Here is a 22,108-nt window from a genome sequence, read left to right as displayed (position 1 = left end):
GGCGCCCCTCCTGGCCAGTTCCATCAATCCCTGCAGATCAGTCCTCGCGCTTCACCGCCGCATGGGCGGCGAAGACCGCCATGTCGAGGATCTGCCCGACCGAGCTGCCCAGGTTGACGATCTGCACCGGCTTGGACATGCCGACCATCAGCGGTCCGATGGTGGTGGCGCTGGTCAGATGCGGCACCGCCTTGGTCAGGATATGGGCGGCGTGCAGCCCCGGCATGACCAGCACGTTCGCCGGCCCGGTCAGCCGGCAGAAGGGGTAGAGCGCGCGCAGCTGCGGGTTCAGCGCCACGTCGGCGGCCATTTCCCCGTCATACTGGAAGTCGACCGTCTGCGCGTCGAGCAGCTTCACCGCGTCGCGCACCGGGCCGGTGATGGTGCCGCCCGGATCGCCGAAGGTGGAGAAGGACAGGAAGGCGACGCGCGGCTCGAGGCCGAGCTTGCGCGCTTCCGCCGCCGACTGGATGGCGATGGAGGCGAGCGTCGCCGCGTCCGGCCGCTCATGGATGGCGGTGTCGGCGACCAGCACCGTGCCGGAGCGCCGCGCCAGCATCAGCGTCAGGCCGAACAGCACCGTCCCCGGCGCCGGGTCGATCGCCGTCATGACGCCGTCCAGCGTCACGCTGGTCGAGCGGGTGATGCCGGAGACCATGGCATCCGCGTCGCCCAGCGCCACCATGCAGGCGGCGAAGGCGTTGCGGTCCTGGTTGGCCAGGCGCTGGCAGTCGCGGAACAGCAGCCCCTTCCGCTGGCCGCGCTCGTAGAGATACTCGGCGTAGCGGGTGTTCTTGTCGGAGACGCGGGCATTGTGGATCTCGATGCCTTCCGGCAGCGGGATGCCCAGCGCCGCGACCTTGGCCATCACCCGGTCCTCGCGGCCGACCAGCACCGGGATGCCATAGCCGGCGTTGCGGAAGGCGATGGCGGCGCGGATCACCTTCTCCTCCTCGCCCTCGGCGAAGACCACCTTCTGCGGATTGGCGCGGACGCGCTCGGTGATGCTCTCCAGCGCATTGGCGCCGGCATCCAGCCGCCCGGCGAGCTCGCGGGTGTAGCGGCGCAGATCCGGCAGCGGCTTGCGCGCCACGCCGGATTCCATCGCCGCGCGGGCGACGGCGGGCGAGACGCGGGCGATCAGCCGCGGGTCGAAGGCATGCGGGATGATGTAGTCCGGGCCGAAGCGCAGCCCCTTGCCGCCGCCGGCGCCCGCCACTTCCTCCGGCACATCCTCGCGCGCCAGCATGGCCAGCGCCTCGGCGGCGGCGACCTTCATGGCGTCGTTGATGGTGCTGGCGCGGACGTCGAGGGCGCCGCGGAAGATGAAGGGGAAGCCCAGGACGTTGTTGACCTGGTTCGGATAGTCGCTGCGGCCGGTGGCGATGATCACGTCGGGCCGGGCGGCGCGTGCCTCGTCCGGGGTGATCTCCGGGTCCGGATTGGCCATGGCGAAGATGATCGGGTTCTTCGCCATGCTCTTGATCATGTCGCCGGTGACGGCGCCCTTGACCGAGAGGCCGAAGAAGGCGTCGGCGCCTTCCAGCGCCTGGACCAGGGTGCGGCGGTCGGTGGTGACGGCATGCGCCGACTTCCACTGGTTCATGCCCTCCGTACGACCGCGGTAGAGCACACCCTTGGTGTCGCACATCAGGATGTTCTCGGGCTTCATGCCCATGGCCTTGACCAGCTCGGCGCAGGCGATGGCGGCCGAGCCCGCGCCGTTGACCACCAGCCGCGTCTCGGACAGCGCGCGCCCGGTCAGGTGGCAGGCATTGATCAGGCCGGCGGCGGCGACGATGGCGGTGCCGTGCTGGTCATCGTGGAAGACCGGGATGTCCATCAGCTCGCGCAGGCGCTGCTCGATGACGAAGCATTCCGGGGCCTTGATGTCCTCCAGGTTGATGCCGCCGAAGGAGGGGCCGAGATAGCGCACGGCGTTGACGAACTGGTCGACATCCTCGGTGTCGATGCAGAGGTCGATGGAATCGACATCGGCGAAGCGCTTGAACAGCGCCGCCTTGCCTTCCATCACCGGCTTGCCGGCCAGGGCGCCGAGATTGCCGAGGCCCAGCACCGCGGTGCCGTTGGAGACGACGGCGACCATGTTGCCCTTGGCGGTGTAGTCATAGGCCAGCGAGGGGTCGCGGTGGATGTGCAGGCAGGGCTCGGCGACGCCCGGCGAATAGGCCAGGCTGAGGTCGCGCGCCGTGGTCAGCGGCTTGGTCAGGCGGATCTCGAGCTTGCCCGGCTTGCCCTCGGCATGCAGGGCGAGCGCCTCCTCGGCGGTGATCCGCGCCGTGCGGGTGTCGCCCATCGGAGGTTTCTTCGCGTCGTCCATCGCCATCACAGCTCCCGTGCTTCAGCCCCCTTTATGTCGGCAGGCGCGCGCCGGGGAAAGCCAGCCGCTTCGCACCTGCGAAGCGGAACCCTGGCCGGAGGGCGTGCCCGGCTCAGCCCCGCCCGTCGGCCGCGCCGCCCTCCTCCAGCACGCGGCGCAGGCGCTGGATGGTGTCGCCCGGCAGCGTGCGGATGCGGCTGGCCAGCAGATTGGCCAGCTCGGTCGCCTCCGGCGACAGGCCCGAGGTGTCGAGCGTGACGCGCGGATGCGACAGCCGCGCCAGCCGCACCATCTCCTCGGCATCGTCCCAGATCAGGCCGAAGTATTCGTTAACCTGATGGATCAGCCCCGCCGAAGGCCGGCCGCGCCGGCCATGCTCCAGCGCGGAAAGATAGGCGGCCGAGACATGCAGCGCCTGGGCCAGCTGCTGCAGCGTGACACCCCTCCCCTGGCGCAGCGCCCGCAGCCGCGCGCCGAAGGGCGTCACGGCCGCCGCCGCCGGCGCAGCAGCAGATGCACCGCCCCCTGGTTCGGCGCCGGATGCGCCGCCCCCAGCACCAGCGGCCGCAGGTCCGGCGCATTGAGCCAATGCGGCAGCTCCCGCCGCAGCACGCCGCCCTCCGGCGCCGGGCCCTTGCCGGTGACGATGGCCACGCAGCGCAGCCCCTCGGCCTGCGCCGCCAGCAGGAAGCCGCGCACGGCCAGATAGGCGTCCTGCGCCCGCCGCCCGTGCAGGTCGAGCGTGCGCTCCGGCCGCGTCCGCCCGCGCCGCAGGTCCTTCCAGCGATGGCTGTCCAGCCCGCCCGGCTGCAGCCCCACATCCAGCACCGGCGGCGGCGCCTTGAGGACGGGCGCCTTTATCAGCAGCGCCGCCACGGGGTTCGGCGGCGGCGGGGGCGGCGGCGCCTCGACCGGGGCGGCCGGCACAGGCGGCAAGGCATGGCCCGGCAAGGGCTTCACCGTCGCCGTATAGGCACGCCACAAGGCGCGCTCTTCAGTGCTGAGGCTGCGACGACGGGGGGGCATCGGGGTCCATTAGGTTTTTGGGACAGGAAGGTCCAGGGAAGAGAAGCAAGGGGCAGGTCGGGGGAATGAATTCCCCCGAACCCCCATCTTTTTTCTGATCACCGGCCGTGCAGAGACCTTCGCATCAACGGCGCCGTCGCCAGGGCGTCACGGCGGGACGCAGATTTATCTGGTCAGCGCGCCTTCACAGGTCGCACTTCGGATTGGCCGTTTCGCCCGCTGTCGCCCTGTGGACATGGCAATCAGACAGAAAAAAGAAGGGGTCCAGGGGAATTCATTCCCCTGGCCTGCCCAAGCCCTAATTCCCGCCTTCATCCTCCGCCGGCGTCCCCAGCGCCACCAGCAGCGCCGCGCGGAGCGCGGCGAGCTTGCGTTCGTTCTCGACCTTCAGGCCGAAGACGTCCTTCACGTAGAAGACGTCGACCGCGCGCACGCCATAGGTGGTGATATGCGCCGAGGCGATCTGCAGCCCCTGGGCCGAGATCGCGCCGGTCACGTCGTGCAGCAGTCCGGGGCGGTCACGGCCGTTCAGCTCGATCACCGTGTGGGTGTTGCTGGCGAAATTGTCGATCACCACGCGGCCGGGCACCTGGACGGCGCGCAGGCGCGCGGGCTCGCGCCGCACCTTGCGGATCTCCTGCACCAGGTTCAGGCGGCCGGACAGCGCCTGCTCGATCAGCACCGACAGGCGGGCCATGCGGTGCGGCGCATCGAACGCCCCGCCCTGCGCGTCCTGCACCCAGAAGGTGTCCAGCGCCATGCCGTTGGTCATGGTGTGGATGCGGGCGTCGACGATGGTGGCCCCTGCCACGGCGAGCGCGCCGGCGATGCGGCTGAACAGGCCGGGATGGTCGGAGCAGTAGACCGTGACCTCGGTCACCGCGCGGGCCTCGAGCACGCGGGTGGAGACCGAGAGCGGCGCGCCGCGCGCCTCGGCGTCGCGGATCAGCGCGGCGTGGCGGGCGTGGCTTTCCGGGTCGAAGGACAGCCAGTAGCCGGGATAGCCGAGGCCGAGGAAGTGATCGACCGCAGCCTTGGGCTGGTCCTCCAGCATGGCGGCAGCGGCCTGCTTGGCGCGGGCGACGCGCACGTCGCGCTCGGGGACGGAGAGGCCGCCGGCCAGGACCTCGGCCACGCGCCAGTAGAGCTCGCGCAGCAGGGTGGCCTTCCAGCCGTTCCAGACCTTGGGCCCGACGGCGCGCATGTCGGCTACCGTCAGGACCAGCAGCAGGCGCAGGCGCTCCGGCGACTGCACCACCTCGGCGATGTCGAGGATGGTCTTCGGGTCGTCGATGTCGCGCTTGAAGGCGGTCTGGCTGACCAGCAGGTGGTTCAGCACCAGCCAGGAGACGGTCTCGGTCTCCTCCGGGGTCAGGCCGAGGCGCGGGCAGACCTCGAGGGCGATGCCGGCGCCGAGCTCGGAATGGTCGCCGCCGCGGCCCTTGGCGATGTCGTGCAGCAGCACCGCCACATGCAGGGCACGGCGCGAATGCAGCTGGCCGACCAGCTCGCTGGCGACGGGCGCGGCCTCGCCGAGCTCGCCCTGCTCCAGCTGGTTGAGCACGGCGATCGCCTCGATCGTGTGCTCCTCCACGGTGAAGACATGGTAGGTGTCGAACTGCATCAACCCGACGATGCGGGCCCAGTCCGGGATGAAGCGGGAGAGGAAGCCGACCTCGTTCAGCACCCGCATCCACTTGGCGGATTCCTTGCCCGAGAGCAGGTCGAGGAACAGCTCATTGGCTTCCGGGTCGCCGCGCAGCGCCTGGGCGCGCGGCGCACTGCGGATCAGCGCGCGATGCGCCAGCGGGTGCAGCTCCATGCCGCGGTCGCGGGCGGCGCGGACCAGGCGCAGCATGATCGCCGGGTCGTCCTCCACCACCCGGTCGGGGGCGAAGAGCAGCTTGCCATCGGCGATGGCGACACCGGCGGTGACCAGCGCCGGGTCGGGCGCGCGCTGCAGCGCCGGCAGGCCGAGGGTAGCGCGCTCGATCGCCGGCTCCAGCAGGCGGGACAGGCGGACGACGTCGCGGGCGGTCAGGAAGAGGTGCTTCATGAAGCGCTCGACCCCGTCCTGCTTGCCGTGCCGGGTATAGCCCATGCGGGCGCCGACGACGGGCTGCAGGTCGAAGGTCAGGCGCTCCTCGGCGCGGCCGGTGACGTAGTGCAGGTGGAAGCGCACCGTCCACAGGAAGTCCCAGGCGCGCTTGAAGGCACGCGCCTCGCGCGCCGTCAGCAGGCCGCCGCCCGGGCTGTCCGGCCCGACCAGCTCCGGCATGCGGCGCGCGCCGAAGGCATAGCGCGCCAGCCAGTACATGGTCTGGATGTCGCGCAGCCCGCCGCGGCCTTCCTTCAGATGCGGCTCGACCAGATAGGGGCTGTCGCCGTAGCGGCGGTGGCGCGCGGTGCGCTCGGCCCGCTTGGCGGCGAGGAACTGGCCGATGCCCCATTCCTGCCGGGCATTGGCGAAGGCTTCTTCGAAGTTCGCGAAGACGCCGGCATCGCCCGCCAGGAACCGGCCGTCGAGCAGTGCGGTCTGGATGGTGGCGTCGCCGCGCGCATCCTCCAGGCATTCGCGGATGCTGCGGGTGGCGTGGCCGACCTTCAGCCCGAGATCCCAGAGCAGGTAGAGCATGAACTCCACCGCCCGCCGCCCGCGCGGCCCGAGCGGCCGGTCGGAGAGGAACAGCAGGTCGATGTCGGAATAGGGCGCCAGCACGCCGCGGCCATAGCCGCCGGTGGCGGCCAGGACGAAGCTGGGCTCGGCGGTGCCGGCCAGACCGTCGGCGCCGGCCTCGGCCTTCTCCGGCGCGACCTCGGCCAGGGTATAGGCGTGGATGGCGAAGATAAGCCCGTCGGTCAGCTCGCCCAGCATGCGCGCGGCGGTCAGGCCGGACAGGGCATGCGCCTCGAAGGCTTCCTGCACGCGCGACTGGATGCGGCCGAGCTGGCGCCGCAGCAGCATCAGCGCGACATCGCGGGCGACCGGCGCGCCAGGCTGCGGGATCAGGTCGAGCACGACATCGGGCAACGGCCGCAGGGTCACGGCCGGGCCGTCAGGGGCGGCCCCGGATACACCAGCATGGGCCTCGCCGGCAGGGGCGGCAAAGGCGTCAGACACGTCGCCGGAGCTTCTCATCCTTCCGAGTTTATCGCGCTCGCGGCTGCGGCAACAGCTTCCTGCGGCAATTTGCTGCGACCGTTGCTGCCTCGCAGCATTTTAAGCCGGTAAAGCGCCTCCAGAGCCTCCCGCGGCGACATCTGGTCGGGGTCGAGCGCCTCCAGCGCGGCCCCCAGCGCATCCTCTTCGCCCGGCGGTTGAGAGGACGTGTCGGCGGACCCTTGCGAATCCGGTTCCGCCCTGGTTCCACCGAACAGCGGCAGCTCCTCGGCCAGCGGCTCCAGCCCGCGGGCGCGCGCCTCCAGCGCCGCCAGCACGGCCCCGGCGCGCTGGGTGACGGCGCGTGGCACGCCGGCCAGCCGCGCCACATGCAGGCCCCAGGACTTCTCGGCGGCGCCCGGCCCGACCAGGTGCTGGAACACCACCTCGCCGCGGTGCTCGCGGACCTTCATGTTGGCCAGCTGCAGCTCCGGCAGCTTGCCCGACAGCGCGGTCAGCTCGTGGAAATGGGTGGCGAAGACGGCGCGGCAGCGGATGCGGTCATGCAGCGCCTCCAGCACGCTCCAGGCGATGGCCAGCCCGTCCCAGGTGGCGGTGCCGCGGCCGACCTCGTCCAGCACCACCAGGCTGCGCGACGTCGCCTGGTTCAGGATCGCCGCCGTCTCGGTCATCTCCACCATGAAGGTGGAGCGGCCGCCGGCGATGTCGTCGGCGGCACCCACGCGGGAGAACAGCCGGTCGACCAGGCCGAGCCGCGCCTCGCGCGCCGGCACGAAGAGCCCGGCCTGGGCCAGCACCACCATGATGGCGTTCTGCCGCAGGAAGGTGGACTTGCCGGCCATGTTCGGCCCGGTCAGCAGGCAGAGCCGCTGCCCGGCCGAAAGGTCGGCATCGTTCGGCACGAAGGCCGGGCCGCGCGCGCGGGCCAGCGCCGCCTCGACCACCGGGTGGCGGCCCTGGCGGATGCGGAAGTCGCCACGCTCGGTGAGCGTCGGGCGGCACCAGGCGCCGCCGGCGGCGAGCTCGGCCGCCGCCGCATGGATGTCGATCTCGGCCACCGCCATGGCACAGGCGTCCAGCACCCGCGCGGCCTCCAGGCAGAGCGCGCGCAGGTGCCGCACCACGGCGATCTCGCGCTTCTGGGCCTGCTCGCCGGCGGCGGCCAGCCTGCGGTCGAGCTCCGCGAGGGCGGCGCAGGTGAAGCGATGCGCATTCGCCATGGTCTGGCGGTGGATCGGCGCCAGGCCCTCGGCCTCCAGCCCGGCCGGCGGGTCGCGCAGCAGCTTCTCCCCGGCGGCGGCGGGCATCTCGGCCAGGTAGCCGAACTGCTGGTGGTGGCGGACCTTGACGCTGGCCACCCCCCAGGCCTGGGCGAGCCGCATCTGCAGACCAGCGATGGCGCCGCGCGCATCGTCGCGCAGCCGCTTCAGCGCATCGAGCTCGCCGTCATAGCCCGGTGCCACCAGGTTGCCGTCCTCGATCCGCGCCGGCAGCTCTTCCGCCAGCGCCCGCTCCAGCTCGGCGCGCGGCGAGGCTTTCGGCAGCAGCAGCTCGCGTGCCTCGTCCAGCAGCGGCGGCAGGGGGGCGTCGGCACCGTCCAGCGCCTCGGCCATGGCCTCGGCCCGCGTCAGCCCGTCGCGGATGGCGGCGAGGTCGCGCGGCGCGAAACGGTCCAGCGCCAGCCGGGCCAGGGCGCGCGCCATGTCCGGCGCCCCCTTCAGCGCACCGCGCAGCAGGGCGCGCAGCGGCGCCGCCTCCAGCAGATAGGCCACCGCGTCGTGCCGGCCGGCGATCGCCCCGGCATCGGTCAGCGGCGCGCCGAGGCGCGCGGCCAGCTCCCGGCAGCCGGGCGCGGTCAGCGTGCGGTCGACCGCGGCGAGCAGGCAGTTGCGGGTCTCGCCGCGCTCGCTGCGCAGGATCTCCAGGCTGCGGCGGGTCGCGGCATCCATCCGCAGCACCTCCCGCCCGCCCTGCGGCTCCGGCGGGCGCAGCCGGGGGGCGGCCTCGCCCTGGGTGGCGCGGACATAGTCGAGCGCGAGCGCCGCGGCGGCCAGCTCCGCCTCGGCGAAGCTGCCGAATCCGTCCAGCCCGGCCACCGCATAGAACTCGGTCAGCCGCCGCACCGGGTCGCGCGGCGCCAGCCGGGTGGTGACCTTCTCCGCGACCTGGCGCAGGGGTGCCAGGCTGCCCAGCGCCTCGTCGACCAGGATCTCGGCCGGCTCCAGCCGGGCCAGCAGGGCGCCGATCTCGGCCTGCGGCAGGATCTCGGTGGCGAAGGACCCGGTGGAGAGATCGACCCAGGCGGCGCCCAGCTCGCCGGCGGCGGTGGCCAGCGCCAGCAGCCAGGCCGGCCGCGCGCCGTCGAGCAACGAGTCCTCGGTCAGCGTGCCGGGGGTGACCAGCCGGATCACCTCGCGCCGGATGGTGGGCGCGCGGCGCGCCTTGGCCTGTTCCGGGGTCTCCCGCTGCTCGCAGATGGCGACCTTGTGGCCGGCGCGGATCAGCCGGGCCAGGTAGTTCTCCATGGCATGCGCCGGCACGCCGGCCATCGGGATCGGCTGCCCGCGCAGCTCGCCGCGATGCGCCACCGCCAGCCCCAGCGCCTCCCCGGCGGTCGCGGCGTCCTCGAAGAACAGCTCGAAGAAATCGCCCATGCGGAAGAACACCAGGGCGTCGGGATAGGCGTGCTTGGCGGCGAACCACTGGGCCATGGCCGGGGTCGCGCCTTCGGCGGAAGGCAGGGGGCGGGAGCTCATGCGACCGTTCCTAGGGCAGAGCCGGCCCCAGGGTCCAGGGATACCCGGACGGGTCGCCGGCGCCCGCGGCGGCGGCGGAAAAAAGCCCGGCGAAGAGCGGTTGGCATGGCAGCCCGGCGGGCGCAGCATGGCCACCGTTTCGCTGGAGGATCTGCCATGCTTCGCCGCAGTCTGTTCAAGGGGGGCGCGGGCGCGACCCTCGGCCTGCTCACCGCCCCGCTGCTCGCCGCTCCCGCCCTTGGCCAGAACAGCCGGGCCAGCACGCTGCGCTTCGTGCCGCAGGCCAATCTGACCGCGCTCGACCCGATCTGGACCACGGCGACGGTCACCGGCAACCACGGCTACTACGTCTTCGACACGCTCTACTCGCTCGACAGCCAGCTGCGGCCGCAGCCGCAGATGGCCGAGGGCCACACCATTTCCGACGACGGCAAGCTGTGGCGCATCACGCTGCGCCCCGGGCTGAAGTTCCATGACGGCGAGCCGGTGCGGGCGCGCGACTGCGTGGCCAGCCTGCAGCGCTGGGTGGTGCGCGACCCCTTCGGCCAGCTGGTCGCCCGCGTCGCCGAGGAATGGCGCGTGGTCGACGACCGCAGCTTCGAGATCCGGCTGAAGCGGCCCTTCCCGCTGCTGACCTCGGCGCTGGGCAAGACCGATGGCTGCGCCTTCATCATGCCCGAGCGGCTGGCGAAGACCGAGGCCACCAAGCAGGTGCCGGAGATGATCGGCTCCGGCCCCTATCGCTTCCTGGCCAATGAGTTCAATTCCGGCAGCCGCGTCGCCTACGAGAAATTCGCCGACTACGTGCCGCGGCAGGAGGCGCCGGACTTCGCGACCGGGGCCAAGGTCGCGCATTTCCAGCGCATCGAATGGCAGATCATCCCCGATGCGGCGACCGCCGCCGGCGCCCTGATGAATGGCGAGATCGACTGGTGGGAGCGGCCGCAGGTCGACCTGCAGCCGATGCTGGCGCGCAACCGCGACATCCGCCGCGAGGTGCTGGACAAGGCCGGCCGCCTGGCGCTGGCCCGGCTGAACTGCCTGCAGGAGCCGTTCAAGGACGTGCGCATCCGCCGCGCCGTGCTCGCCTCGGTGATCCAGGAGAACTACATGCGCGCGGCGCAGGGCGACGACACCGCCGCCTGGACCGACAGCCGCAGCATCTTCCCCAAGCGCACCCCCTATTATGCCGACCATGCCGACCTGATGCCGGGCGACCTGAACAAGGCCCGCGCCATGCTGAAGGAGGCCGGCTACGCCAACCAGAAGGTCACCATCATCAACCCGACCGACTTCCCCGATATCGGGCCGCTCGGCCAGGTCTCGGCCGATGCGCTGGGCAAGATCGGCATGAATGTCGACCTGATGGAAAGCGACTGGGGCACCGTCATCCAGCGCCGCAACTCGCGCGAGGCCACCGACAAGGGCGGCTGGTCGATCTTCCACACCACCGGCCCGGCCGCCTTCTACGGCAGCCCGGCCATGTCGCCGCTGATCCGCGGCCAGGGCGAGGCCGGCTGGTTCGGCTGGTGGAAGAACGAGCGGGCCGAGGCGCTGACCGAGGAATGGCTCTTCGCCACCGACGAGGCCGGCCAGAAGAAGGCCGCGGCCGAGCTCGGGCGGCTCGGACTGGAGGAGGTCGCCACCGTGCCGCTCGGGCAGTTCACGGTGAAGACCGCCTTCCGCAAGGACCTGACCGGCGTGCTCGAGGGCACGGCGCCCTATCCCTGGAGCGTCAGGCGCGGCTGAAGAGCAGCAAGGCTGGGGGGAGGTATCCCCCCAGACCCCCTTCTATTTTTGTCAGTTGGCGGGGTCGAGGACGAAGACCTCGGCCCGTTCCTTCATCAGGCCGGCCGCCTCGCGCGCCGCCTCGCCCCAGCCCCAGAACAGGTCGGCCCGCGCCTCGCCGCGGATGGCGCCGCCGGTGTCCTGCGCCAGCACCAGCCGGCGCAGCGGCGCGCCCGTCACCGGATGCTTCGCCACGATCCAGACCGGCCGGCCCAGCGGGATATGGCTGCGGTCCACCGCGATCGAGCGCAGCGGCGTCAGCGGCACCCCCTGGGAGCCGACCGGGCCTTCCTCCGGCCGCGCCGCGCGCTCGCGGAAGAAGACATAGGACGGATTCTCGTCCATCAGCGCCCGCGCCCGCTCCGGCCCCACGCGCTCCAGCCAGGCCAGGATGCTCTGCATCGAGACCTTGGCCCGCGGGATCTCGCCGCGATCGGCCAGCAGCCGGCCGATCGGCACATAGGCCCGGCCATTCGCCGCCGCATAGCCCAGCCGGCGCACGCTGCCATCCGGCAGCACCACCCGCCCCGAGCCCTGGATCTGCAGGAAGAATTTTTCCGCCGCCTCCTCGGCCCAGAGCAGGATCGGGGCCGGGCTGCCGCCGGCCTCGATCGCCGCGCGATCCGGATAGGGCACCAGCCGGCCGCCCTCGACCTTTCCGGCCACCCGCTTGCCGCGCAGCTCGCCGGAGAAGGCGCCGAGATCGACCTCCACCAGGTCGGCCGGCCGGCCGCGCAGCGGCGCCGGGTCGGCGGTCGCCGGGCGCTCCAGCGCGCCGCGCAGCTCCGGCTCGTAATAGCCGGTCATCAGCCCCTCGCCGGCGGCGCGCAGGGTGAAGCGGGTCTCGAAGAAGCGGCGCGCCGCCGCGTCGTCGCCGGCCGGCAGGGCGCGCGCCTCGGCGCAGAGCGGCTCGGGCAGCGCCGGCGGGCGGCAGCCGGCCAGGAAGGCGGGCAGCGCCTCGGAGAGCCGGTCCTCGCCCCAGCCGGGCAGCTCGGCGACCTTTTGCGGCGCCTGGGCGCAGCCGGCCAGCAGCGCCAGCAGCCCGGCACAGAAAAGGCCAGGGACGCTGCCGCCCCTGGCCCGGATGTCCTTCGGACCCTTCACGCGCCGGATCAGGCCGACTGGGTCGCGACCAGCTTCCAGGTCGGGTCCGTGCTGCGCAGGTCGCGCTGGAAGGTCCAGAGGTCGACGATCTCGGTCACCGCCTCGGTGCCGGCCACCACATTGCCGTCGGCGGCGGTGGTCAGGTTCAGCTGGTCGGAGACGATGCGCACGGTGATGTCGGCGGTGCTGCCGCGCAGGTCGGCCGCCTCGATGCCCATCTCCTGCACCGAGCGAATCTCGGTCCGCTGGCGCTCGCCGGCCGATTCGCGGGCGGTGATGGCGGATTCGAACCCGGCATAGGTGTCGTCCGACAGCAGGTTGCGCAGCGTCGCCCGGTCGCCGGCGGCGAAGGCCGTGACGATCATGCGGAAGGCGCCCTCGGCCCCGCCCAGGAAGGCGGCCGGGTCGAAGCCGGCATCGGTGCCGCGGATGCGGCCCAGCGCCTGGCCCACCGGGCTGCGCGGGTCGGGCAGCGCCAGGCGCGGCCCGCCGGCCACCGGCACCGGCGGCTGCATCGCATCGGCCGGGCGCGGGCCGGGCATGGGCTGGCCGGGCACCGGCCGCTCCTGCGGCGGGCGCTCGAAGCCCTGGCGGCGGCCCAGCACGCTGCGCAGGCGCAGCACCAGGAAGGCGGCCACCAGGGCGAACAGGATCAGATCGACCGGGAAGCCGCCGGACATTGCATTCTCCTCATGTTGCACATCTAGGAGGCGGGGGGCCTCGCCGCAACGGCCCATCGCACGACGATGCGACGCAGCGCCCCCTCTATTGCACGGCTTGCCCGCCGATGGGACGCTCCGCTACGGCCCAAGGCGCCGCCCCCCACCGGAGTTTCGCGATGATCCTGCTGCGCCACGGCCAGAGCGAGTTCAACCTGCATTTCAGCGCCACCCGCCGCGACCCCGGCATCAAGGATCCGAAGCTGACCGGCCTCGGCCACGACCAGGCCGAGCAGGCCGCCGAGGCGCTGACCGCCCCCGGCGCCGGCCCCGAGATCCGCCGCATCATCGCCAGCCCCTATACCCGCGCCCTGCAGACCGCGGCGCCGCTGGCCAAGAAGCTCGGCCTGCCGGTGCTGATCCATCCGCTGGTGCGCGAGCGCTATGCCTTCGCCTGCGACATCGGCTCGCCCAGCACGCAGCTGCGGCAGGAATGGCCCGAGCACGACCTCGACCATCTCGAGGAGGTCTGGTGGCCGGCGGTCGAGGAGCCGGCCGACCAGGTGCAGGCCCGCGCCCGGCTGTTTTGCGCCGAGATGTCCGCCCTGGCCGACTGGCAGCACACCGTCGTCGTCTCCCATTGGGGCTTCATCCTGTCGATGACCGGCCAGTCGATCGGCAACGGCCAGTGGCTGGCCTGCGACCCGACCGTCCCGCCGCCCGCGCAGATCAACTGGAAGCACGGCTGAAGCCCGGCGCCGGCCCGGGCGGGGCCTGGCCGGCCGATCGGCCTGTGACAGCCGGCGGGGGACGTGCTACCCCGCCCCCCGCAACCGACCCGCGCAATCGAACCGCCTTTTGGGGGCCCGCATGTCCGACACTTCCCTGCCGCCCGACGCCCAGGCTCCGAACGGGGCGGTGCCGCCCGGCCCGCTGCTGATGAACATGCAGTACACGAAGGACCTGTCCTTCGAGGTGCCCGGCGCGCCGGAGATCTTCGCGACGCTGCGCGAGCAGCCGCGCATCGACCTGGCCCTCGACGTCCAGGCGCGCCCGCTGCAGCAGGGCGGCAATGTCTTCGAGGTCTCGCTGCAGATCCGCGCCGATGCCCAGGTCCCCGGCCAGAACGGCGCCAGCCAGACCGCCTTCATCGCCGAGCTGGTCTATTGCGGCATCTTCACCCTGAACGTCGAGCCGAACCTGGTCGAGCCGCTGCTGCTGGTCGAGTGCCCGCGCCTGCTCTTCCCCTTCGCCCGCAACATCCTGGCCGATGTCACCCGCGACGGCGGCTTCCCGCCCGTGCTGCTGACGCCGATCGACTTCGTCGCGCTCTGGCAGTCGCGCCGCGGCCAGACCAGCGCCGACACCATGCCGCCGCCGGTCGCCAACGCGTAAGGTCGTCCTGATGGGCGGCGCGGGCCGGATGGCCCCGCCGCCCTTTTCATGTCTGTGGTAGGGCCATGTTCCGCAACGTGCTGACCATCGGCGGCTGGACCTTCGTCAGCCGCATCCTCGGCTTCCTGCGCGACATGGCGATCGCGGCGACGCTCGGCGCCGGGCCGGTCGCCGACGCCTTCTTCATCGCGCTGCGCCTGCCCAACCTGTTCCGCCGCCTGTTCGGCGAGGGCGCCTTCAACGCCGCCTTCGTCCCCGCCTTCACCGGCCTGCTGACGCTGGAAGGCCCGAAGCGCGCGCGCGAGCTGGCCGAACGCATGTCGACCCTGATGACCCTCTGGCTCAGCCTGCTGGTGGTGCTCGGCATGGTCTTCATGCCGCAGGTGATGCGGGTGCTGACCCCGGGCCTGGCCGACGACCCCTACCGCTTCGAGCTGGTGGTCGAGCTGTCGCGCATCACCTTCCCCTATCTGCTGTTCATCTGCCTGACCGCGCTGGTCAGCGGCGTGCTGAACGCGGTCGACCGCTTCGCCATGGCGGCCGGCGCGCCGCTGCTGTTCAACCTCTTCGCCATCGCCTCGCTCTTCGCGCTGACCCCCTTCGTGGCGACGCCCGCCCATGCCCTGGCCTGGGGCACCATGGCGTCCGGCGTCGCGCAGCTGGCGCTGGTGGTGATCTCGGCGCGCAAGGTCGGCTTCGGCTTCCGCCTGGTCTCCTGGCCGCGCGTCACGCCGGAAACGAGGCAGGTGGTGCGCACCATGCTGCCCGGCCTGGTCGGCGCCAGCGTCACCCAGCTCAGCCTCGCCATCGACATCTTCATCGCCTCGCTGCTGCCGGCCGGCGCGGTCAGCATGCTGAACTATGCCGACCGCGTGGCGCAGCTGCCGCTCGGCGTGGTAGGGGCGGCCGTCGGCACCGCGCTGCTGCCCGTCCTCTCGCGCCAGCTGCGCGCCGGCCACCGGCTGTCGGCCCATCGCAGCATGAACCGCGCGGTCGAGCTCTCGCTCGGCCTGACCCTGCCGGCCGCCGCCGCCCTGATCGTGCTGGCGACCCCCATCGTCCAGGTGCTGTTCCAGCGCGGCGCCATGGACGCCCTGGCCGCGCTCGCCACCGCCGAGGCGTTGCAGGCCTATGCGCTCGGCCTGCCCGCCTTCGTGCTGATCAAGGCCTTCGCCCCCGGCTTCTTCGCCCGCGCCGACACCGCCACGCCGGTGAAGATCGGCATCCTGGTCGTCGCGGTGAACCTCTCGCTCAGCCTGACCCTGATCCAGTTCCTGGCGCATGTCGGCATCGCGCTGGCCACCTCGCTGGCCGCCTGGGTCAATGCCGGGCTGCTGGCCTTCATCCTCTGGCGCCGCGGCCAGTTCTTCGCCGACCGCCGGCTGCGCCGGAACCTCTGGCGGCTGGTCCTGGCCAGCGCGGTGATGACGGCGGCGCTGCTGGGGCTGGAGCAGGTCATCCACCCCGAGGGCTCGCTGCTGCGGCTGCTGGCGCTGGGGGGGTTCGTGGGCGTGGGACTCGCTGTCTACTTCGGCATGACCGCGCTGCTCGGGGCGCTGAAGCCGATGGAACTGCTGCGGCGGCGACGGAAAGCCTGAAAGAAAGGCCGGGGGAAGGAATTCCCCCGGACCCCCATCTTCTTTCTGTCGGTTCAGGGCGCCTTTTCCCGTGGCGCCACCGCGCTATGCTGCGCCCCATGACCCAGACCACCGATTTCGGCTTCCGCGAAGTCCCCCGCGACGCCAAGGCGTCCATGGTGCGGGAGGTGTTCGACAGCGTCGCACCCAAATACGACGTGATGAACGACCTGATGTCGCTGGGCCTGCACCGCGCCTGGAAACAGGCCTTCGTCGCCGCCATCGGCGCCGGGCCGCGCGACACCCTGCTCGACCTCGCCGCCGGCACCGGCGACGTCGCCTTCCTGGCCAAGAAGCGCGGCGCCGGCCGGGTGATCCTGGCCGATATCAACGCCGCCATGCTGGGCGTCGGCCAGGGCCGCGCGCTGCAGAAGGGCCTGGCCTCCGGCCTCGACTTCGTCTGCTGCGACGCCGAGCACATCCCGCTGCCCAGCCGCTCGGTCGAGAAGGTCTCGATGGCCTTCGGCCTGCGCAACTGCACCGACAAGGACGCCGTCCTGCGCGAGGGCTTCCGCGTGCTGCGGCCGGGCGGCCGGATGCATGTGCTGGAATTCTCCAAGCTCGAGGTGGCGGCGCTGCGGCCGCTCTACGACGCCTGGTCGTTCAAGGCGCTGCCCGCCATCGGCCAGCGCATCGCCCAGGACGGCGACAGCTACCAGTACCTGGCCGAGAGCATCCGCATGTTCCCCGACCAGCCGACGCTGGCCTCGATGTTCGAGGCGGCGGGCTTCGAGCGGGTGGGCTACCGCAACCTCTCCGGCGGCATCGTCGCCATCCACACCGGCTGGAAGCTCTGACGCCATGATGCTGCAGGGCCGGCATGTGCTGCTGGTGATCAGCGGCAGCGTCTCGGCCTTCAAGGCGCTGGCGCTGATGCGGCTGCTGCGCAAGGCCGGCGCCCGGGTCACCCCGGTGCTGACCGCCGGCGGCGCCCGCTTCGTCACCCCGCATGCCGTGCAGGCCATCGCCGGCGAGCCTGTGCACCAGGACCTCTGGTCGCTCGCCGGCGAGGCCGAGATCGGCCATATCCGCCTGGCCCGCATGGCGGACATGGTGGCCGTGGTCCCGGCCTCGGCCGATTTCCTGGCCAGGATGGCGCATGGCCTGGCCGACGACCTGGCCAGCACGGTGCTGCTGGCGACCGACAGGCCGGTCCTGGTGGCGCCGGCGATGAACTGGGCGATGTGGGGCCACCCCGCGACCCAGGCCAACATGGCGCTGCTCGAGGCGCGCGGCGTGCGCCGCATCGGCCCCGGCACCGGCGCCATGGCCGAAGCCGAATCCGGCCCCGGCCGGCTCGCCGAGCCGGAGGAGGTTTTTGACGTCATCGCCGCGATGCTGACGCAGCCGAGGGATGCACAGCCGCTGGCCGGCCGCCATGCCCTGGTCACCAGCGGCCCGACCCAGGAGCCGATCGACCCGGTCCGCTACATCAGCAACCGCTCCAGCGGGCAGCAGGGCCATGCCATTGCGGCGGCCCTCGCCGCGCTGGGCGCGCGGGTGACGCTGGTCTCCGGCCCGGTGTCCCTGCCCGATCCGGCGGGCGTGCAGGTCGTCCGCGTCGAGACGGCGCAGCAGATGCTGGCCGCCTGCGAGGCCGCGCTGCCGGCCGAGATCGCCATCTGTGCCGCCGCCGTCGCCGACTGGCGCGTCGCCCAGGCCGCGCCCCAGAAAATGAAGAAGCAGCCCGGCGAGGCGCCGCCGCCGCTCGCGCTGGCGCTGAACCCGGACATCCTCGCGACCCTCTCCCGCCATGCCCGCCGGCCGCGGCTGGTGGTGGGCTTCGCCGCCGAGACGGAACACGTCATCGAGCACGCCCGCCAGAAGCTGGCGCGCAAGGGCTGCGACTGGATCCTGGCCAATGACGTCTCCGCCGATGTCTTCGGCGGGACCGAGAACACCATCCACCTCGTCAGCGCCGATGGCGTCGAGGACTGGCCGAAACTGCCCAAGACCGAGGTCGGCCGGCGCCTCGCCGCCCGCATCGCCGACGCCTTCGAGACTGCCACGGATCCCGCATGACCCTGACCATCGCCGTCCGCCGCCTGCCGCATGCCGAGGGCCTGCCGCTGCCGGCCTATGCCACCGCCGGCGCCGCCGGCTTCGACCTGCTGGCCGCTGTGCACGAGCCCCTGACCATCCCGGCCGGCGGCCGCGCGCTCGTCCCGACCGGGCTGCAGATCGCGCTGCCCGAGGGGCATGAGCTGCAGATCCGCCCGCGCTCCGGCCTGGCGCTGAAGCACGGCATCATGCTGCCCAACAGCCCCGGCACCATCGACGAGGATTACCGCGGCGAGCTGCAGATCATCGTGCTGAACGGCGGCGACGCGCCCTTCCTGATCGAGCGCGGCATGCGCATCGCCCAGGGCGTGCTGGCCCCTGTCTTCCGCGCCGCCTGGGCCGAGGTCGAGACGCTGCCCGAGACGCTGCGCGGCACCGGCGGCTTCGGCAGCACCGGCACGCAGGGTTGATCCGGGGGGCTGCCCCCCTCTGCCGGCATTGCGCGCCGGCGGCGGCCCCGCCCATATGACCGGCATGGATCTCGACTTCACCGATTCGGAGCTGCACCGCTACTCCCGCCACATCCTGCTGCAGGAAGTCGGCGCGGTGGGCCAGGCGAAGCTGCGCGCGGCGCGCGTGCTGGTGGTCGGCGCCGGCGGGCTCGGCGCGCCGCTGGCGCTCTACCTGGCCGCCGCCGGCATCGGCACGCTCGGCCTGGTCGATGACGACCGGCTGGAGCTGTCCAACCTGCAGCGCCAGGTGGTGCATGCCACCAACCGGATCGGCCGCGCCAAGGTCGACAGCGCCGCCGAGACGCTGCGCGGCCTGAACCCCGAGGTCCGGCTGGAGCTGCATGAGCGCCGCCTCGACGCCGCCGCCGCCGCCGAGCTGATCCCGCAATACGACATCGTCTGCGACGGCACCGACAATTTCGAGACCCGCTTCCTGCTGGGTGATGCCTGCCACCTGCTGGGGCGCACCCTGGTCTCGGCCGCCGTGCTGCGCTTCGAGGGGCAGCTCGCCACCTTCAAGTCGCACCAGGGCCATGCCTTCCCCTGCCAGCGCTGCCTGCATCCCGAGCCGCCGCCGCCCGGCCTGGTGCCGAGCTGCTCCGAGGCCGGCGTGCTCGGCGTCGTCACCGGCGTCATGGGCACGCTGCAGGCCACCGAGGTGCTGAAGGAGATCCTCGGCATCGGCGAGGGCATGGCCGGGCGGCTGCTGCTCTGGGACGCGCTGGATGCCCGCTTCCGCACGGTGAAGCTGAAGCGCGACCCGCATTGCGCGCTCTGCGGCGACGCGCCCAGCATCCGCGACCTGTCCTGCCACGGCGTGCCGGCCGGCCCCGTCTGCGCGATGGGGGGCGCCGCATGAGCCTTCCGCCGGGTATTCCGCTGGGCATCCTGCTGCGCTCGGCCGGGCACGAGGCCGGGCATTACGCGCTGATGCTGGCCACCGCGGCCGCCGCGATCGGCCGGCCGGTGGTGATCTTCGCCACCAATGGCGGCTGCAACCTGCTGCTGAAGCGGACGCCGCTGCTCGCCGACCCGCGCGAGGACCTGCTGGCCCGGCGCGGCGTGGTCGGCATCGCGCCGCTGCTGGACGCGGCGATCGATCTCGGCGTGCGGCGCATCGTCTGCGAGGCCGGGCTGCGCGCCGAATCGCTGGAGGAGGCGCCGCTGGCCGAAGGGGTCGAGGTGGCCGGCGTCGTCACCTTCCTGACCGCGGTCGGCCACGGCCAGTTGCTGTCGCTGTGAGGCTTTTTGTCGCAGTGCGGCAATCGGCCGCGCGGCGTGGCTTGACCCGGGCGCCGCATTGCGGTCGTGATCTTCGCATGACTGCGCTGCCTGCTTTCCCGCCGGATTTCCTGCCTCGCCCCGCCTGCCGGGTCCTGCTGCCCTCGCTGCTGGCGCTGCTGCTGGCGGCCGGTCCGGTCGCCGCCCAATCGAGCCTGGGCGGCACCGGCGGCACGCTGCAACCGCCCGTCCCGCCCGGCGGCGCGCCGCCCGCCGCCGGCAGTTCTTCCGGCAATGTGCTGCGCGCGCCGCCGGGCGCGGTGCGCGCCGCGCCGCCGCCGGCCCGCAACGACGCGCCCGCGGCGCGGGCCCCGGCGCCGAGCCCGGCACCCGCGCCCAGCCAGGGCGGCAACGTGCTGCGCGCGCCCTCCGGCCAGGCGCCGTCGCGGGAGGCGCCCTCGCGGGAGGCGCCCTCGCGGGAGGCGCCGCGCCAGGCGACCCCGCCGCGCACCCCGCCCCGCGCCGCCACGCCGCCCGCCGCCCGCACGCCGGCGACACCGCCGACCCAGGCCGCGCCGCAGACCCCGGCCAAGCGCCCGCCGCGCGCCGCCGCCGGGGCTGCGGCCGGGGCGGCGGCCGGCGCCGCCGCGGGGGCCGCCGCCGCCAGCCGCCCCGCCGCCCCGGCGACCCCGCCGCCCGAGCCGCCGCCGACCGACGCCGCGCCGCCCACCGGCACGGTGACCGGCCTGCCGGTGCCGCGCTTCGTCTCGCTGCGCAGCGACGAAGTGAACCTGCGGATCGGCCCGGACACCCGCTTCCCGATCGAATGGACCTACCAGCGGCGCGACATGCCGGTGGAGATCATCCGCGAATACAACCAGTGGCGCCGCATCCGCGACATCGACGGCACCGAGGGCTGGGTGCATCAGTCGACGCTGGCCGGCCGCCGCACCTTCCTGGTGCGCGGCGCCGAGCGCAGCCTGCACCGCAGCGAGGGCGAGGGCAGCAGCATCGTCGCCCGGCTGATGCCCGGCGTGGTCGGCCGCATCCGCCATTGCCGCGCCGAGAGCCATTGGTGCGAGGTGCAGGTCGCCGACCACCGCGGCTACATCAAGCGCAGCGACATCTGGGGCGTCTCGGCCACCGAGGACGTGAACTAGGGCTTTACCGGCTGGCGCGGCCCCGCCGGGGCCGCGCTCTGGCCGCTCAGTGCAGGCGCTGGCGCAGCTCCACCGCCAGCGCCCGGGCGCGCTCCGCCGCATCGCCCTCCGGCACCAGGGCCAGGAAGCGGTCCAGGCATTGCAGCGCGGCGCCGATCCGGTCCAGCCGCTGGTGCATCAGCGCCGCCTCGCGCCACAGCGGCGCGGTGTCGGGGGCGAAGCGCAGCATGTCCTCGGTGCAGGCCAGGGCGCCGGCCAGGTCGCCGGCGCGCAGCCGCCGCAGCTTGATGTTGTTCTGCAGCCGCAGCAGCACGTCGCGCCGCGCCACCGGCCCCAGCATGCCCGGATGCAGCTCGGCCTGCGGCCCCTGCGTGGCCTTCAGCAGGGCGCGCAGCTCCGGCGCCTGCAGCGGCCCGCCGCCATGGAAGGGATCGACCACCGCCCCGCCGCCCAGGCCGCCGGGGGGGCCTTCCAGCGCGATCAGGAAATGGCCGGGGAAATCCAGCCCGTGCGCCGCCCAGCCGGCCGCCTCGGCGGCATGCAGCCAGAGCAGGCCGAGCGCCACCGGCAGGCCGCGCCGCCGCTCGATCACCCGCAGCAGGTTGGCGTTGCTCGGCGCCTCATAGGTCTCGCGGTCGCCGGCATAGCCGAAGCGGTCCTGCATCACCGAGGCCAGCACCACGGCGCGGCGCAGCGGATCGCCGGCATCCGCCGCCGGATCATCGGCGGCGGCGACCACCGCGGCGCGTGCCAGCTCGGAGAGATGCGCCGCGCCGCCGCCCCAATCGGCCTCCGGCGCGTCGATGCGCGCCAGCTGCAGGGCGGTGGCGGCGATGTCGAGCTCGGCATCCGGCAGCTGGCCGGCGGCCTCGAGCGCGGCGCGGGCTTCGGAGAGGGGGTCGGCCATGCCAGAGTCGTGGCGATGCCGGCCCGCCGGGTCAAGGGCGGGCGGGGCGCTTACCGCCCTTCCGCCGCGTCCTGCTGCACCAGCATGGCACCCAGCCGCTTGCCGCCGAAGATATGGACGTGGAAATGCGGCACTTCCTGGCCGCCATCGGCGCCCATGTTGGTCAGCACCCGGAAGCCCTGCCCTTCGAGGCCGAGCTGCTTTGCCACCTGGCCGACGGCACGCCAGAAGCCGGCGACCTCCTCGGCGCTCGCCTGGGTGGAGAAGTCGGCGACCGAGACATAGCGGCCCTTCGGGATCACCAGCACATGCACCGGGGCCTGCGGCGCGATGTCGTGGAAGGCGAGCGCATGCGCGTCCTCGAAGACCTTCCGGGCCGGGATCTCGCCGCGCAGGATGCGGGCGAAGATATTGCCGTCGTCATAGGGCGGCAGACCGGATACGGGCATGGCGGGCTCCTGGCGTTCTTTCCCAGCGGCC

General features: G+C 72.8%; 19 protein-coding genes. 10 read left to right on the top strand and 9 right to left on the bottom strand.

The features are described 5' to 3' along the window. Positions 1-37: 37 nt before the first annotated feature. The 5 genes from WFI16_RS14675 to mutS all read right to left on the bottom strand — a co-directional run bounded on the left by WFI16_RS14675 (position 38) and on the right by mutS (position 9,244). The gene (locus WFI16_RS14675; RefSeq protein WP_419898553.1) at positions 38-2,317 is read right to left on the bottom strand and encodes an NADP-dependent malic enzyme; all 2,280 of its coding nucleotides are present in this window, start codon (positions 2,315-2,317) and stop codon (positions 38-40) included. Positions 2,318-2,453: 136 nt separating this feature from the next. After that, complete coding sequence (locus tag WFI16_RS14670; RefSeq protein WP_419898552.1) at positions 2,454-2,828, bottom strand: helix-turn-helix domain-containing protein; 375 nt, start codon at positions 2,826-2,828, stop codon at positions 2,454-2,456. Further along, positions 2,825-3,325: a Smr/MutS family protein gene (locus WFI16_RS14665; RefSeq protein WP_419898551.1), complete on the bottom strand. Its 501-nt coding sequence runs from the start codon at positions 3,323-3,325 to the stop codon at positions 2,825-2,827. The genes WFI16_RS14670 and WFI16_RS14665 overlap by 4 nt, the downstream gene beginning before the upstream one ends. 340 nt (positions 3,326-3,665) lie before the next feature. Continuing rightward, complete coding sequence (locus tag WFI16_RS14660; RefSeq protein WP_419898550.1) at positions 3,666-6,506, bottom strand: [protein-PII] uridylyltransferase; 2,841 nt, start codon at positions 6,504-6,506, stop codon at positions 3,666-3,668. Continuing rightward, positions 6,503-9,244 (bottom strand): DNA mismatch repair protein MutS, encoded by a 2,742-nt coding sequence (gene mutS / locus WFI16_RS14655; protein ID WP_419898549.1) that lies wholly within the window; start codon positions 9,242-9,244, stop codon positions 6,503-6,505. The genes WFI16_RS14660 and mutS overlap by 4 nt, the downstream gene beginning before the upstream one ends. A gap of 156 nt (positions 9,245-9,400) precedes the next feature. Here mutS and WFI16_RS14650 point away from each other — a divergent pair, with 156 nt between their 5' ends. Next, positions 9,401-10,993, top strand: a complete 1,593-nt coding sequence (locus WFI16_RS14650; RefSeq protein WP_419898548.1) for an ABC transporter substrate-binding protein — start codon at positions 9,401-9,403, stop codon at positions 10,991-10,993. A 51-nt stretch (positions 10,994-11,044) separates the two neighbouring features. On the opposite strand, the gene mltA is transcribed toward WFI16_RS14650, so the two are convergent. Both mltA and WFI16_RS14640 read right to left on the bottom strand, forming a co-directional pair. Next, positions 11,045-12,136, bottom strand: a complete 1,092-nt coding sequence (mltA, locus tag WFI16_RS14645; RefSeq protein WP_419898547.1) for a murein transglycosylase A — start codon at positions 12,134-12,136, stop codon at positions 11,045-11,047. A gap of 8 nt (positions 12,137-12,144) precedes the next feature. Beyond that, the gene (locus WFI16_RS14640) at positions 12,145-12,816 is read right to left on the bottom strand and encodes a Tim44/TimA family putative adaptor protein (protein ID WP_419898546.1); all 672 of its coding nucleotides are present in this window, start codon (positions 12,814-12,816) and stop codon (positions 12,145-12,147) included. Positions 12,817-12,974: 158 nt separating this feature from the next. Here WFI16_RS14640 and WFI16_RS14635 point away from each other — a divergent pair, with 158 nt between their 5' ends. The 9 genes from WFI16_RS14635 (at position 12,975) to WFI16_RS14595 (ending at position 20,721) form a co-directional block, all read left to right on the top strand. Next, the gene (locus WFI16_RS14635) at positions 12,975-13,544 is read left to right on the top strand and encodes a histidine phosphatase family protein (RefSeq protein WP_419898545.1); all 570 of its coding nucleotides are present in this window, start codon (positions 12,975-12,977) and stop codon (positions 13,542-13,544) included. A gap of 121 nt (positions 13,545-13,665) precedes the next feature. After that, the gene (gene secB, locus WFI16_RS14630; protein ID WP_419898544.1) at positions 13,666-14,190 is read left to right on the top strand and encodes a protein-export chaperone SecB; all 525 of its coding nucleotides are present in this window, start codon (positions 13,666-13,668) and stop codon (positions 14,188-14,190) included. A 65-nt stretch (positions 14,191-14,255) separates the two neighbouring features. Next, complete coding sequence (gene murJ, locus WFI16_RS14625; protein WP_419898543.1) at positions 14,256-15,788, top strand: murein biosynthesis integral membrane protein MurJ; 1,533 nt, start codon at positions 14,256-14,258, stop codon at positions 15,786-15,788. A 98-nt stretch (positions 15,789-15,886) separates the two neighbouring features. Next, positions 15,887-16,624, top strand: coding sequence for a class I SAM-dependent methyltransferase (locus WFI16_RS14620; protein ID WP_419898542.1), 738 nt, complete (start codon positions 15,887-15,889; stop codon positions 16,622-16,624). Between the two features lie 7 nt (positions 16,625-16,631). After that, positions 16,632-17,849, top strand: coding sequence for a bifunctional phosphopantothenoylcysteine decarboxylase/phosphopantothenate--cysteine ligase CoaBC (gene coaBC, locus WFI16_RS14615; RefSeq protein WP_419898613.1), 1,218 nt, complete (start codon positions 16,632-16,634; stop codon positions 17,847-17,849). Next, entirely contained in the window at positions 17,846-18,298 is a 453-nt protein-coding gene (dut, locus tag WFI16_RS14610; protein ID WP_419898541.1) for a dUTP diphosphatase, read from the top strand. Before coaBC ends, dut begins: the two co-directional genes overlap by 4 nt. 64 nt (positions 18,299-18,362) lie before the next feature. After that, complete coding sequence (locus WFI16_RS14605; protein ID WP_442970697.1) at positions 18,363-19,199, top strand: HesA/MoeB/ThiF family protein; 837 nt, start codon at positions 18,363-18,365, stop codon at positions 19,197-19,199. After that, the gene (locus tag WFI16_RS14600) at positions 19,196-19,582 is read left to right on the top strand and encodes a DsrE family protein (RefSeq protein ID WP_419898539.1); all 387 of its coding nucleotides are present in this window, start codon (positions 19,196-19,198) and stop codon (positions 19,580-19,582) included. The genes WFI16_RS14605 and WFI16_RS14600 overlap by 4 nt, the downstream gene beginning before the upstream one ends. 77 nt (positions 19,583-19,659) lie before the next feature. After that, positions 19,660-20,721, top strand: a complete 1,062-nt coding sequence (locus WFI16_RS14595; RefSeq protein WP_419898538.1) for an SH3 domain-containing protein — start codon at positions 19,660-19,662, stop codon at positions 20,719-20,721. Between the two features lie 46 nt (positions 20,722-20,767). Here WFI16_RS14595 and WFI16_RS14590 read toward each other — a convergent pair whose 3' ends face one another. Together WFI16_RS14590 and WFI16_RS14585 are read right to left on the bottom strand one after the other, a co-directional pair. Continuing rightward, the gene (locus tag WFI16_RS14590; RefSeq protein ID WP_419898537.1) at positions 20,768-21,628 is read right to left on the bottom strand and encodes a SirB1 family protein; all 861 of its coding nucleotides are present in this window, start codon (positions 21,626-21,628) and stop codon (positions 20,768-20,770) included. Between the two features lie 50 nt (positions 21,629-21,678). Further along, positions 21,679-22,077: a histidine triad nucleotide-binding protein gene (locus WFI16_RS14585; protein WP_419898536.1), complete on the bottom strand. Its 399-nt coding sequence runs from the start codon at positions 22,075-22,077 to the stop codon at positions 21,679-21,681. Between the last annotated feature and the right edge of the window lie 31 nt (positions 22,078-22,108).

It is taken from the genome of Roseomonas sp. USHLN139 (assembly GCF_037145735.1).
Classification (GTDB): Bacteria; Pseudomonadota; Alphaproteobacteria; order Acetobacterales; family Acetobacteraceae; genus Pseudoroseomonas.
This window is presented reverse-complemented; position numbering and strand designations above follow the sequence as displayed.

Coding starts and splice junctions, on each gene's coding strand:
- WFI16_RS14585 (WP_419898536.1), bottom strand. CDS start 22,077: ATGCCCGTATCCGGTCTGCCGCCCTATGACGACGGCAATATCTTCGCC.
- dut (WP_419898541.1), top strand. CDS start 17,846: ATGACCCTGACCATCGCCGTCCGCCGCCTGCCGCATGCCGAGGGCCTG.
- WFI16_RS14660 (WP_419898550.1), bottom strand. CDS start 6,506: ATGAGAAGCTCCGGCGACGTGTCTGACGCCTTTGCCGCCCCTGCCGGC.
- WFI16_RS14620 (WP_419898542.1), top strand. CDS start 15,887: ATGACCCAGACCACCGATTTCGGCTTCCGCGAAGTCCCCCGCGACGCC.
- WFI16_RS14650 (WP_419898548.1), top strand. CDS start 9,401: ATGCTTCGCCGCAGTCTGTTCAAGGGGGGCGCGGGCGCGACCCTCGGC.
- WFI16_RS14675 (WP_419898553.1), bottom strand. CDS start 2,317: ATGGGCGACACCCGCACGGCGCGGATCACCGCCGAGGAGGCGCTCGCC.
- WFI16_RS14605 (WP_442970697.1), top strand. CDS start 18,363: ATGGATCTCGACTTCACCGATTCGGAGCTGCACCGCTACTCCCGCCAC.
- WFI16_RS14635 (WP_419898545.1), top strand. CDS start 12,975: ATGATCCTGCTGCGCCACGGCCAGAGCGAGTTCAACCTGCATTTCAGC.
- WFI16_RS14595 (WP_419898538.1), top strand. CDS start 19,660: ATGACTGCGCTGCCTGCTTTCCCGCCGGATTTCCTGCCTCGCCCCGCC.
- WFI16_RS14640 (WP_419898546.1), bottom strand. CDS start 12,816: ATGTCCGGCGGCTTCCCGGTCGATCTGATCCTGTTCGCCCTGGTGGCC.
- coaBC (WP_419898613.1), top strand. CDS start 16,632: ATGCTGCAGGGCCGGCATGTGCTGCTGGTGATCAGCGGCAGCGTCTCG.
- secB (WP_419898544.1), top strand. CDS start 13,666: ATGTCCGACACTTCCCTGCCGCCCGACGCCCAGGCTCCGAACGGGGCG.
- mutS (WP_419898549.1), bottom strand. CDS start 9,244: ATGAGCTCCCGCCCCCTGCCTTCCGCCGAAGGCGCGACCCCGGCCATG.
- WFI16_RS14590 (WP_419898537.1), bottom strand. CDS start 21,628: ATGGCCGACCCCCTCTCCGAAGCCCGCGCCGCGCTCGAGGCCGCCGGC.
- murJ (WP_419898543.1), top strand. CDS start 14,256: ATGTTCCGCAACGTGCTGACCATCGGCGGCTGGACCTTCGTCAGCCGC.
- WFI16_RS14600 (WP_419898539.1), top strand. CDS start 19,196: ATGAGCCTTCCGCCGGGTATTCCGCTGGGCATCCTGCTGCGCTCGGCC.